At 69.7% G+C, this 11,866-nt stretch carries 11 protein-coding genes and 1 other RNA gene; 10 read left to right on the forward strand and 2 right to left on the reverse strand.

Annotated elements, in window-relative coordinates; translation table 11 throughout:
- The first annotated feature begins 58 nt into the window (after nucleotides 1-58).
- Nucleotides 59-826, forward strand: coding sequence for an SDR family oxidoreductase (locus tag ACE3T2_RS03020; RefSeq protein WP_374654556.1), 768 nt, complete (start codon nucleotides 59-61; stop codon nucleotides 824-826).
- Nucleotides 827-968: 142 nt separating this feature from the next.
- Here the strand turns inward: ACE3T2_RS03020 and ACE3T2_RS03025 are convergent, their stop codons facing one another.
- Nucleotides 969-1,193, reverse strand: a complete 225-nt coding sequence (locus tag ACE3T2_RS03025) for a hypothetical protein (protein WP_374654558.1) — start codon at nucleotides 1,191-1,193, stop codon at nucleotides 969-971.
- Nucleotides 1,194-1,441: 248 nt separating this feature from the next.
- Here ACE3T2_RS03025 and rnpB point away from each other — a divergent pair.
- The 9 genes from rnpB to murD all read left to right on the forward strand — a co-directional run bounded on the left by rnpB (nucleotide 1,442) and on the right by murD (nucleotide 10,958).
- An RNA gene (gene rnpB, locus ACE3T2_RS03030) (RNase P RNA component class A) lies at nucleotides 1,442-1,820 on the forward strand.
- Nucleotides 1,821-2,104: 284 nt separating this feature from the next.
- Nucleotides 2,105-2,569: a division/cell wall cluster transcriptional repressor MraZ gene (locus tag ACE3T2_RS03035; RefSeq protein ID WP_374654560.1), complete on the forward strand. Its 465-nt coding sequence runs from the start codon at nucleotides 2,105-2,107 to the stop codon at nucleotides 2,567-2,569.
- Nucleotides 2,570-3,499 (forward strand): 16S rRNA (cytosine(1402)-N(4))-methyltransferase RsmH, encoded by a 930-nt coding sequence (gene rsmH, locus ACE3T2_RS03040; protein ID WP_374654562.1) that lies wholly within the window; start codon nucleotides 2,570-2,572, stop codon nucleotides 3,497-3,499.
- Nucleotides 3,496-3,819 carry a cell division protein gene (locus tag ACE3T2_RS03045; RefSeq protein WP_374654564.1) on the forward strand — a complete coding sequence of 108 codons (324 nt, stop codon included), beginning with the start codon at nucleotides 3,496-3,498 and terminating at the stop codon, nucleotides 3,817-3,819. Before rsmH ends, ACE3T2_RS03045 begins: the two co-directional genes overlap by 4 nt.
- The gene (locus ACE3T2_RS03050) at nucleotides 3,816-5,570 is read left to right on the forward strand and encodes a peptidoglycan D,D-transpeptidase FtsI family protein (RefSeq protein WP_374654567.1); all 1,755 of its coding nucleotides are present in this window, start codon (nucleotides 3,816-3,818) and stop codon (nucleotides 5,568-5,570) included. The genes ACE3T2_RS03045 and ACE3T2_RS03050 overlap by 4 nt, the downstream gene beginning before the upstream one ends.
- A complete protein-coding gene (locus ACE3T2_RS03055) occupies nucleotides 5,570-7,024 on the forward strand; it encodes a UDP-N-acetylmuramoyl-L-alanyl-D-glutamate--2,6-diaminopimelate ligase (protein ID WP_374654569.1) in 1,455 nt (484 codons plus the stop codon). The genes ACE3T2_RS03050 and ACE3T2_RS03055 overlap by 1 nt, the downstream gene beginning before the upstream one ends.
- Nucleotides 7,017-8,414: a UDP-N-acetylmuramoyl-tripeptide--D-alanyl-D-alanine ligase gene (gene murF / locus ACE3T2_RS03060; protein ID WP_374654571.1), complete on the forward strand. Its 1,398-nt coding sequence runs from the start codon at nucleotides 7,017-7,019 to the stop codon at nucleotides 8,412-8,414. Before ACE3T2_RS03055 ends, murF begins: the two co-directional genes overlap by 8 nt.
- Nucleotides 8,414-9,523: a phospho-N-acetylmuramoyl-pentapeptide-transferase gene (mraY, locus tag ACE3T2_RS03065; protein ID WP_374654573.1), complete on the forward strand. Its 1,110-nt coding sequence runs from the start codon at nucleotides 8,414-8,416 to the stop codon at nucleotides 9,521-9,523. The genes murF and mraY overlap by 1 nt, the downstream gene beginning before the upstream one ends.
- 19 nt (nucleotides 9,524-9,542) lie before the next feature.
- Nucleotides 9,543-10,958, forward strand: a complete 1,416-nt coding sequence (gene murD / locus ACE3T2_RS03070; RefSeq protein WP_374654575.1) for a UDP-N-acetylmuramoyl-L-alanine--D-glutamate ligase — start codon at nucleotides 9,543-9,545, stop codon at nucleotides 10,956-10,958.
- Between the two features lie 38 nt (nucleotides 10,959-10,996).
- On the opposite strand, the gene ACE3T2_RS03075 is transcribed toward murD, so the two are convergent.
- Nucleotides 10,997-11,842, reverse strand: coding sequence for a class I SAM-dependent methyltransferase (locus ACE3T2_RS03075; protein WP_374654577.1), 846 nt, complete (start codon nucleotides 11,840-11,842; stop codon nucleotides 10,997-10,999).
- Between the last annotated feature and the right edge of the window lie 24 nt (nucleotides 11,843-11,866).

Raw genomic sequence — 11,866 nt, forward strand, 5'->3', positions numbered from 1 at the left:
ACTCGCCCCGACGATTTTTACTTTTCCGCATACCCAGATTTCGAAAAAGGACATTCCCATGCGCAACCTGTTCAGCGTCGAGGGCAAGGTGGCCCTGGTCACCGGCGGCAGCCGGGGCATCGGTGAGATGATCGCCCGCGGCTATGTCGAGAACGGCGCCAAGGTCTATATTTCCTCGCGCAAGGCCAATGTCTGCGACGGGCTGGCCGAGGAGCTTTCGCAGTACGGGACCTGCATCTCGCTGCCCTTCGATCTGTCGAACATGGACGGGATCACCGGCCTCGCCGCCGCCCTGGCCGAGCGCGAGGACAAGCTCGATATCCTGGTCAACAATGCTGGCGCCACCTGGGGCGCGCCGATCGACGAGTATCCTGAGGACGGCTGGGACAAGACCGTCGATCTGAACACCAAGTCGATCTTCTTCCTGACCCAGAAGCTGCTGCCGCAGCTGCGCGCGGCCGCGACGCATGAAAATCCCTCGCGCGTGATCAACATCGCCTCGGTCAACGGCATCCAGCCGCCGGCGCTCGAGACCTACGCCTATTCGACCTCCAAGGCCGGCTGCATCATGCTGACCCGCCACCTCGCCAAGCGTTTGGCTCCCGAGCACATCCTGGTTAACGCGATCGCGCCCGGCCCCTTCCAGAGCCACATGATGGCTGCGACCCTGGCCCGCGCGGGCGACGCCATCGCCAAATCGAACCCGCGCGGCCGCATCGGCACGCCCGAGGACATCGCCGGCGTCGCCATCTTCCTGGCCAGCCGCGCCAGCGCCTACACTACCGGCGCCGTGGTGCCCTGCGACGGCGGCTCGGCGGAGTTCTAAAGGGACGTGCTCCCCCTCTGGGGGAGCTGTCAGCGAAGCTGACTGAGGGGGACTTTGACTCCTGCTGCGTGAGGGCAGTCCCCCTCCGTCTCCATGCTGCGCATGGATCCACCTCCCCCAGAGGGGGGGGATTGTTCCGGCGCTACCCCCGTCTACCCCGTCCACCGGGGCGGATGGGGGCGGGAGACCAGCCGCCCTTGCCGGGCTTGTGCACGCCGCCAGGCTTGCCGCCGGAGAGGCCCTGGTGGCCGTGCTGCTTCTTGGCCAAGTGCTGATCGATGATCGCGCGCGCGCGTTCGGCGGCGGTCGGCTCGTGGGCGGACTCCGGGTGATGCGCCGGCGCGCGCGGTTCTTTTGATTTCGGCATGATGTGTCCAGTCGAGATGAGGCGCCCGCGCCGGGCAGGCGCGGCGGTGACGTGCGGGGTTCAGCCCTGCGGTCTCACGGCCTCAATCGATCACAGCACACACGTAGGCATCCTCTTTGGGACAGTCCGCTTCAGCTAGGAACCGTCCTGCCCGAGTTCAAGGCGTCGCCCGATGGGACGAATTGGGATGGAGCTGCTCGCCAGGGGCTCTTGACCCTGACGCCCTGGGCCGTCAGGTTCCGCGCGGACCAGACGGCCGGGCGATCGCGGCTGCTTTTGCAGTCGAGGAAAGTCCGGGCTCCACTATGACATGGCGGCGGGTAACGCCCGCCGGGGGCGACCCCAGGGATAGCGCCACAGAGAGCAGACCGCCTCGGTTTCGACCGGGGCAAGGGTGAAAGGGTGGGGTAAGAGCCCACCGCGGACCTGGCGACAGGGACGGCATGGCAAGCCCCGCCAGGAGCAAGACCGAATAGGGACTCCGCGCCCCGCAGGGGGTAGGGCCGTCATAGGCCTGAGGCGTCCGGGTAGGTCGCGAGAACCGTCCAGCAATGGGCGGTCCAGAGGAATGATCGTCGCGCCCGCTCGCGGGCGGCACAGAACCCGGCTTACAGGCCGTCTGGTCCCCAGCTTCCCTCGGATCGACTGCAACCGCAGCCCGGTCGGCGGTTATACTTAATGAGTTCGCTGTATGTTCTGTGGATTGTCTGTGACCAATAGTTGCAGTGAGGCGGAACACCTTTGAAATTCCCCGAAATCAACGCTCGGAGTCATTGTATCCCAATTGATCCCATGTTAACCCAATCAGCATCCGTTAAGGATGAGTGGAGCCTCGCCTTGGCGGGTTCCGCCGGTTCGAAACGGAGTTGGTTTGGCGGCTCGCTCGGAGTCGCCGTCTGGGGCGCGGCGGGATGTTTCTCTCGACCTTCGAGAAACAGGTGGACGCCAAGCGGCGCATTGTCGTGCCGCTGGAATTTCGCGCGCTCCTGTCGGGGCCGTTCGACGGCGTCGTCGTTTTTCCCTCGATCGAGGCGGACTGCATCGAAGGCGGCGGGAAGGCGCTGTTCGACCGCTACATGGGCCTGATCGAAGAGCTGCCGTTCGGCGACCCGGTCCGCTCGGCCATCGAGCTGTCGGTCCTGGGCGGCCAGGCCAAGATGAGCTTCGACACCGCCGGCCGCATCACCCTGCCGGAACAGCTCTGCGACCAGTTCGGCCTCTCCGACTGGGTCGTGCTGGTCGGGCTCGGCGACCGCTTCCAGATCTGGAACCGAGAGGCGTTCCAGGCGCACCGCGCCGCGCAGCGCGACATGGCTCGCGCGGGCCTTGCCGAGCTGCGCGCCCAACAGCGCGCCGCCAAGTTGGGAGCGGCCTAGGTGAGCGCGCCGCACACCTCCGTCCTGCTGACCGAAGTGCTCGAGGCGCTCGAGCCTGGCCCCGGCAAGCTGATCGTCGACGGCACCTTCGGCGCCGGCGGCTATTCGCGCGCCTTCCTCGCCGCCGGCGCCCGCGTCGTCGCCTTCGATCGCGACCCCAGCGCTCGTCGCTTCGCCGAGGGGCTGGGCGAGAACTTCCGCCTGATCGACGCCCGGTTCTCGGAAATGGCTCAGGAGCTGGGGGAGGGGGCGGCCGATGGCGTGGCCCTGGATCTCGGCGTCTCGTCCATGCAGCTCGACCAGGCAGAGCGCGGCTTCTCCTTCATGCGCGACGGTCCGCTCGACATGCGGATGGGCGTCGACGGCCCGACCGCCGCCGACATCGTCAACACCGCCGAACCGCAGGAGCTGGCGCGCATCTTTTTCGTCTACGGCGAGGAGCGGCAGTCGCGCCGCGTCGCGTCCTTCATCGCCCGCCGCCGGGTCGAGCAGCCCTTCACCCGCACCCTCGACCTGGCCGAGGTGATCGAGCGGGCCCTGGGCGGGCGTCGCGGCGCGAAGGTGCATCCGGCCACCCGCTCGTTCCAGGGCCTGCGCATCGCCGTCAATGAAGAGCTCAGCGAGCTCGAGGCCGGTCTGGTCGCCGCCGAGAAGACGCTCAAGCCGGGCGGTCGCCTGGCCGTCGTCACCTTCCATTCGCTGGAGGACCGCATCGCCAAGGCGTTTTTCGCCGAGCGCGCGGGCAAGACCCCTGGCGGGTCGCGCCATGCTCCGCCGGTCGAGGCCGGCGCGCCGCCCAGCTTCAAGCTGCTGTTCAACGGCGCTCAGGCGCCGGGCGAGGCTGAAACCGCGGCCAATCCGCGCGCGCGGTCGGCCAAGCTGCGCGTAGGGGTTCGCACTGAAGCGCCGGTGTGGAAGGAGGCGGCATGAGCCTGCTCAACCGTAAGATTCGCGGATTTCGACTGGTCGACGTCATCGCCCTGGGCGTGCTGGTGGCCGTCATTCTCGGCGTCTACCTGGCCAAGACCATCGCTGGGCGCGAACGCGCCGACATCGCCGCTGTCGAAAAGCAGATCGACGCGGAGAAGGCCCGTATCCGCCTGCTGCAGGCCGAAGTCGCCCACCTCGAGCAGCCCTCGCGGATCGAGGCGCTGTCCACCGCCCATCTCGGCATGGCCCCGGTCCAGGCCAAGAACGAAACCACCCTCGACAAGCTGGGCGAAGTCGCCCTCGGGAAGAAGACGCCGTGAGCCTTGCCCATCCCTCCTTTGAAGCGCCCGGCTGGCGCTGGCTGAAAGCCAAGGTCTGGGGCCTGGAGCACGCCTTCGAACGGGCCAAGGCTGCGGGCAAGGCGGAAGACGACACCCGTATCCGCATCTTCTTCGTGCTGGCGCTGTTCGCCACCGCGTTCTCGGTGCTGGCGGTGGGCGCCACGCGCGCGGCGCTGTTCTCGGACGCCGGCCGCGGCAACGGCTATGTCGGGCCAGTGGGGGCGGCGCGCGCCGACCTCGTCGACCGCAACGGCGCCATGCTCGCCGCCGACCTGCTGCACTACGGCCTCTATGTCGACCCGCGCGAGATCTGGGACGCCGACGAGGTGCGCCGCGCCCTGCGCGCGGCTCTGCCGGAGCTCAATCGCAGCCGACTGGAAAAGGCGCTGCGCAGCGAGCGCCGCGGCTTCGTCGCCTCGGGCCTGACGCCCGAGCAGCGCGCCCGTATCCATGCGCTTGGCCTGCCGGGCGTCAGCTTCGAGCCGGAAGAGCGCCGCGTCTATCCGCTGGGCCACACCGCCGCCCACCTGATCGGCTTCGCCGACACCGGCGGGGTCGGCCTGGCCGGCGCCGAGCGCGCGCTCAACGACACCATCCGCGCCGGCGCGCCGGGCAAGGTCGCCGTGCCGCTGTCGATCGACCTGCGCGTTCAGGCCGCCCTTGAGGACGAGCTCTACAAGGCCGCCGCCGAGTATCAGCCGCGCGGGGCCGTGGGCATCGTCACCAACGTGCACACCGGCGAAATCCTCGGGATGGCCAGCTATCCCACCTTCGACCCGAACCAGGTCGCCCGCGCCAGCGACGATCAGAAGCTGAACCGCGCCGCTGCTTCGATCTATGAGATGGGCTCGACCTTCAAGGCGTTCACCGTCGCCATCGGCCTCGACACCGGCGTCGCCACGCCGTCCTCGACCTTCGATGCACGCGAGCCCTTCCAGCTCGGCTACCGGACCATCAAGGACTATCACGCCGCGCGGAAGATCCTGACCCTGGTCGAGGTGTTCCAGCACTCGTCCAACATCGGCACCGCCAAGCTGGCCGAAAGCGTCGGGGGCGAGCGCCTCAGCAAGTACTTCACCGCGCTCGGCCTGACCAAGCCGGCCAAGGTCGAGCTGATGGAGTCGGCCCGCCCGCTGACCCCGCGCAAGTGGGATATGGACGCGGTGGCCTCCACCTCGTTCGGCCACGGCATGAACGTCAGCCCGCTGGCGGTGACCAGCGCCATGGGCGCGCTGCTGAACGGCGGCTATCTGGTGCCCCTGACCATCAAGAAGCTCGAACCCGGCCAGCGCCCGCAGGGCCAGCGGGTGATCTCGGAGCAGACCTCGCTGCAGATGCTGCAGATTATGCGCGCCAACGTCATCGGCGGCAGCGGCAAGTCGGCCAACGCCCCCGGCCTCAGCGTCGGCGGCAAGACAGGAACCGGCGAGAAGTACGACCCGGCGATCCGCGGCTACTCGACCCAGCGCCAGGTCTCGTCTTTCGCCGCCGTCTTCCCGACCTCGGGGCCGGTCGAGGCCGACCGCTACTTCGTGCTGATCCTGTTGGACGAGCCGCACGGCACGGCCAAGACCTATGGCTTCTCGACGGGCGGCTGGGTCGCCGCGCCGGCCGCCGGTCGGGTCATCGACCGCATCGCCCCCTTCCTGCACGTGAAGCGCGAACCGGACCTCATCAAGGTCGTCGGCGAAGGCTCGCTCGCGGCCGCTCCGCTCGGCGACGGTCACTGATGGGCAAGCCGCTTTCAGAGCTCGTCCAGCGCCGGCTGGACGTCGATCCCACCATTGAGGGCGTCACCGCCGACAGCCGCAAGGCGAAGCCGGGCTTCCTGTTCGCCGCCCTGCCGGGCTCCAAGGTCGACGGCGGCGAGTTCGCGGCCAAGGCCGTGGCCGCCGGCGCCGTCGCGGTGATCTCGGGCCAGGACCTGCCGGATCTCGGCGTCCCCGTCGTCGTCACCCCCGATCCGCGCCGCATGTACGCCCTGGCCGCCCGCGCCTTCTGGGGCGCCCAGCCGCCGGTGGTGGTCGCGGTCACCGGCACCAATGGCAAGACCTCGGTCGCGGCCTTCTGCCGCCAGATCTTCAACAGCCTGGGCCACAAGGCCGCCAGCATGGGCACGCTCGGGGTGCGCGCCACGGGTCCGGGTCTGGACGAGCAACTGACCCCGCCGGGTCTGACCACGCCCGACGCCGCCGACGTCGCCGAGCTGATGTCGATCCTGGCCGCCAAGGGCGTGACCCACATGGCCATGGAGGCCTCGTCCCACGGCGTGGACCAGCGGCGCCTGGACGGGGTGGCGCTCAAGGCCGCCGGCTTCCTGAACCTCACCCAGGATCACCTCGACTACCACCACACCATGGAAGCCTATCGCCAGGCCAAGCTGCGGCTGTTCGAGGACCTGCTGCCGCGCGGCGGAGTGGCCGTGCTGAACGCCGACTCCGACGCCTACGGCGCCTTCGCCGCCGCGGCCGTCGCGACCGGCAAGAGCGTCTTGCCGGTCGGCGAGAGCGGGCAGGGGCTGAAACTGCTCGAACGCACGCCCACCCCGGAAGGGCAGGATCTGAAGATCGAGGCCATGGGCCAGGTCTACGCCGTCCGCCTGCCGCTGGCGGGCGCCTTCCAGGCCTCCAACGCGCTGGTCGCGGCCGGTCTGTGCATCGCCGCGGGCGAGCCGGTCGCCGGGGTCATGGCTGCGCTGGAGACGCTGCAGGGCGCGCCAGGCCGCCTGCAGCGCGTCGGGACCGGCAGGAATGGCGGCGAGGCCTATGTCGACTACGCCCACACGCCCGACGGCCTGGAGACCGTGCTCCAATCGCTGCGCCCGCACGTCTCGGGCAGGCTGATCGTGGTGTTCGGCGCCGGCGGGGACCGCGACAACACCAAGCGCCCGCTGATGGGCAAGGCGGCGGCCGCCTACGCAGACGTCGCCATCGTCACCGACGACAATCCGCGCAGTGAAGACCCGGCCTCGATCCGCGCCCAGGTCCTGGCCGGCGCCCCCGGTGCGCGTGAGGTCGGCGACCGCCGAGCGGCCATCGCCGCAGGCGTCGCCCTGCTGGGACCGGGCGATGTGCTGGTCGTGGCCGGCAAAGGGCACGAGCAGGGCCAGACCGTGGGTTCGACCGTTCTTCCCTTCGACGACGTCGCCGAGGTGGCGACGGCGCTGGAGGCCGCCGATGTCTGATCCCCTCTGGACCTCTGACGAGATCGCCGCCGCGACCGGCGGCAAGGCCGCCGGCCCCGCCTTCGCCGTGAACGGCGTCTCCATCGACACCCGCAGCATCGAGCCGGGCGACCTCTTCGTCGCCCTGGCCGGCGTGCGCGACGGTCATGAATTTGTGCCCCAGGCCTTGGCGGCCGGCGCTGCGGCCAGCCTCGCCTCCAAGCCCGTCGAAGGCGCCAGCATCGTCGTCGCCGACACCTTCACGGCCCTCGAAAGGCTGGGGGAAGCGGCGCGCGAGCGCGCGCCGCAGGTGCGCCGCGGGGCGGTCACCGGCTCGGTCGGCAAGACCAGCGTCACCCAGGCGATCCGCGCCGGCCTCGCCCGCGCCGGCCGCGCCCACTCGTCGGTGAAGAGCTACAACAACCACATCGGCGTACCGCTGACGCTCGCCCGTATGCCCCGCGACACCGAGCGGGCGATCTTCGAAATCGGCATGAACCACGCCGACGAGATCACGCCGCTGTCGCGGTTCGTGCGCCCCCACGCCGTGGCCATCACCACGGTCGGCCCGGTGCATACCGAGAACTTCCCGGACGGGGAGGCGGGCGTCGCCCGCGCCAAGGCCGAGATCTTCGCCGGGTTCGAGCCGGGCGGCGTCGCTGTGCTCAATGCCGACAATCGCTGGTTCGGCTTCCTCAGCGAGGAGGCGCACAAGGCGGGCGCGGTGGTCCGCAGCTTCGGTCGCGACCTGAGCTGTGATGCCCAACTCGTCGATTTTATTCCCGAACCCGGCCGCGCGGTCGTCCGCGCGCGCCTGCATGGCAAGGCGCTGGACTTCCCGATCCTGCAGACCGGCTTCCACTGGGGACCCAACAGCATGGCCGTGCTGCTGATGCTGGAGGCGCTCGGCGTCGGGCTGGACGACAGCCTTGCCGCCCTCGGCGAGTTCGAGCCCCTGGCGGGCCGCGGCGCAGAGAAGAGCGTCCGCCTGCCGGGCGGCGCCTTCACCCTTGTGGACGAAAGCTACAACGCCAATCCGGTCTCGATGGCGGCGGCCTTCGCAAGTCTTGGCGCGCGCAAAGCGGCGGGGCGGCGCATCGTCGCGCTCACCGACATGCTGGAGCTGGGCTCCGAAGGCCCGGCTTTCCACGCGGGCCTTGCCGCGCCTCTGGATGCGGCGGGCGTCGACCTGGTCTTCGCCGCCGGCCCCCTCATGAAATCCCTCTGGGACGCCCTTCCGCCGACTCGGCGGGGCGGGTACGCCGGAACAGCGGCGGAGCTGGCGCCGCTGATCAGCGCGGCCGTAGAGCCGGGCGATCTGGTGATGGTGAAGGGGTCCAACGGCTCGAGGGCCGGCGCGGTCGCTGCTGCGCTGGCGGCCCTCGACGCGCGTTCGGGGGAGAGGGGCTGATGCTCTACTGGCTGTATCAACAGCTGGCCGCGGACGGCTATGTGCCGTTCCTCAACCTGCTGAAGTACCAGACCTTCCGCACCGGCATGGCGCTGTTCACCGCCCAACTCGTGGTCGTGGCCATGGGCTCGCGCTTCATCCGCTGGATGCAAGCCAAGCAGGGCAAGGGCCAGCCGATCCGCACCGACGGCATCGAACGCCACGTGGTCGAGAAGGCCGGCACCCCCACCATGGGCGGGGTGATGATTCTGGCCGGGCTGCTGGTCGGGACCCTGCTGTGGTCGGACCTCAGCAACGTCTATGTCTGGGCTGTGATCCTGGTCACGGCCGGCTACGGCGTGCTCGGCTTCACCGACGACTACGCCAAGGTCACCAAGCAGTCGACGGCCGGGGTCTCGGGCAAGCTGCGGCTGGCCATGGAGGCTCTGATCGCGCTCGCCGCCGTCGCCCTGATGGTGGTGTTCGGGACCAGCCCGCCGGAAACGCCGGAGCTGTCGACCTCGGTCGCCTTCCCGGTGTTCAAGCAGCTGCTGCTGCCGCTGGGCTGGTTCTATCTGGCCTTCGGCGCCTTCATCATCGTCGGCGCGGCCAATGCGGTGAACTTCACCGACGGCCTCGACGGCCTGGCCACCGTGCCGGTGATGATCGCCGCCGCGGCCTTCGGCTTCATCGCCTACCTCGTCGGCAACTACGTCTTCGCCCAGTATCTGAAGCTGCACTTCGTGCCCGGCGTGGGCGAGGTCGCGGTCTACTGCGGGGCGATGATCGGCGCCGGTCTCGGCTTCCTCTGGTACAACGCGCCTCCGGCCAAGATCTTCATGGGCGACACCGGCTCGCTCGCCCTTGGCGGCGGCATCGGCGCCGTGGCCGTGGCCACCAAGCACGAGATCGTGCTCGGCATCATCGGCGGTCTCTTCGTCATGGAGACTCTCTCGGTGATGATCCAGGTCGCCTCGTTCAAGCTGACGGGCAAGCGGGTGTTCCGCATGGCCCCCATCCATCACCACTTCGAGAAGCTGGGCTGGTCGGAGTCGACCGTGGTCATCCGCTTCTGGATCATCGCGGTGGTCCTGGCCCTCCTGGGCCTGGCCACCCTGAAGCTGCGATAGGGAGGGCAGGGCAGGCGCCATGATCCCGGTCCGCGGCTTCGAAGGCAGGACGGTCGCCGTGTTTGGCCTGGCCCGCACGGGCCTGACGGCTGCGCGCGCCCTGCTGCTCGGCGGCGCCAAGGTCGTGGTCTGGGACGAGAAGGAAGCCAGCCGCGAGGCCGCCAAGGCCGAGGGTTTCGACCTGCTGGACCTCTCCACCGCCGACTGGTCGCAGTTCGCGGCCCTGATGCTGTCGCCGGGCGTGCCGCTGACCCATCCCAAGCCGCACTGGACGGTGGAAAAGGCCAAGGCGGCGGGCGTCGAGATCCTCGGCGACATCGAGCTCTTCGCCCGCACGGTCAACGCCGCGCCCGAGCATAAGCGCCCGAAGATCGTCGCCATCACCGGCACCAACGGCAAGTCGACCACCACGGCCCTGATCGGCCATATCTGCGCCGCCGCGGGGCGCGATGTCCGCGTCGGCGGCAACATCGGCCTGGGCGTGCTGGGACTGGAGGACATGCACGGCGGCGCCGTCTACGTGCTGGAGCTGTCCTCCTACCAGCTCGACCTGACGTCCAGCCTCAAGCCCGACGTCGCGGTCCTTCTCAATGTTTCGCCCGACCATCTCGATCGGCACGGCGGCATGGAAGGCTACGTCGCGGCCAAGCGGCGCATCCTGCTCAACCAGGGCAAGGGCGACACCGCCGTCATTGGGGTGGACGATCCGTGGGGACAGCGGATCTGCACCGAGATCACCGCCGCCAACCGCCGGACCATCGTGCCGATCTCGGCCTCCAAGGCCATGGGGCGCGGCGTCTATGTGCTTCAGGGGCTGCTCTACGACGCGACCGGCGAGCGCGCCGCCGAGGTGACCGACCTGCTTCGCGCTCGCTCCCTGCCCGGGCGCCACAACTGGCAGAACGCGGCAGCGGCCTACGCCGCGGTGCGGGGCATCGGCCTCACCGCCCAGGAAGCGGCCGACGGCCTGCTCAGTTTTCCTGGCCTGGCCCACCGCATGGAGACGGTCGGCACGGTCGGCAAGGTGCGCTTCGTCAATGACAGCAAGGCGACCAACGCCGACGCAGCTCGTCAGGCGATGTCCAGCTATCCGAAGTTCTACTGGATCGCCGGCGGGGTGCCCAAGGCCGGCGGCATCGACAGTCTGACGGACCTCTTCCCGCGTATCGAGAAGGCCTATCTGATCGGCGAGGCCGCGCCCGCCTTCGCCGAGGCCCTCAAGGGCAAGGCAAAGGTCGCCGACTGCGGAACCCTCGCCGGCGCAGTCGCAGCGGCCTATGCAGACGCGGCCGCCTCGGGCCAGGACGCCATCGTCCTGCTCTCGCCGGCCTGCGCGTCCTTCGATCAGTTCCCGGATTTCGAGGCCCGCGGTGAAGCCTTCCGGGCCGCTGTCGGCGGCCTCTCACGCCCCGCCGCCAAGGGCGCCCGGGCCTAGAGGGAGGGCGGCGGCGTCCTGAGGGGAGGAATTGAGGCTCAAGCCCGCGCCGTCACCAGCCAGCATCCGGCGACCATCGGGATGATCCCGTCCTCGACATAGGGCTCCAGCGCCCGGACCACCGCCTCGCGCACCTTCGCGCCCGTCGCCTCATCCTGCTCGCGCAGGGCGTTGGCCAGCGGGCCCATCCGCAGGCTGAGCGTGGTCAGGTCCTCCAGGCTGATCGGCGTCGGCGCGTCGAGCGGCTCGACGGCGATGTCGCTCCAGCCGCTGCGCTCCAGGATGCCGCGCACCCGCGCCGCATCGGCGAAGGCGAAGCGTCCCGGCGCGTCCGGATCCGGCGTGGGCTGCGGCGGCAACAGGTGGGCGACGGCCTTCATCGGCGCGCCGGCCAGAGGATTGTCGGCGGGCCTGCGCCAGCAGGCGAAGGCCAGCTTGCCGCCGGGCTTCACGCTGCGGCGGATATTGGCGAAGGCCGCATCGAAATCGGAAAAGAACATCACCCCGAACCGGGACATCGCCGCATCGAACCGGTGTTCGCCCATGTCCAGGCTCTGGGCGTCGCCCACGGCGAAGCGGGCGCCCTCCAGTCCCTCGTGCTCGGAGCGGCCCCGGGCCAGGTCCAGCAGGGCCTCGGACACATCGACGCCCAAGCTCTCGCCGCCGACGCCCAATCGCCGCGCCATGGCCAGGGTCGTCGCGCCCGCGCCGCAGCCGACGTCGACCACCGCCTTGCCGGCCCCGGGGAACGCCGCCTCGACCAGCACGTCCTCGATCGATTTATTCAGGCCGTCCATGAGCCCCTGCAACTCGACCCAGGCCTGTCCGCCGGTCTGGTTCCAGTAGGCGGCCGAATAGGTCGCGGCGGGCGGGGAGGCGGTCATCGCAGGTCCTTTCCGGTGGCTCCC

It is taken from the genome of Phenylobacterium sp., from assembly GCF_041919955.1.
Lineage (GTDB): Bacteria > Pseudomonadota > Alphaproteobacteria > Caulobacterales > Caulobacteraceae > Phenylobacterium.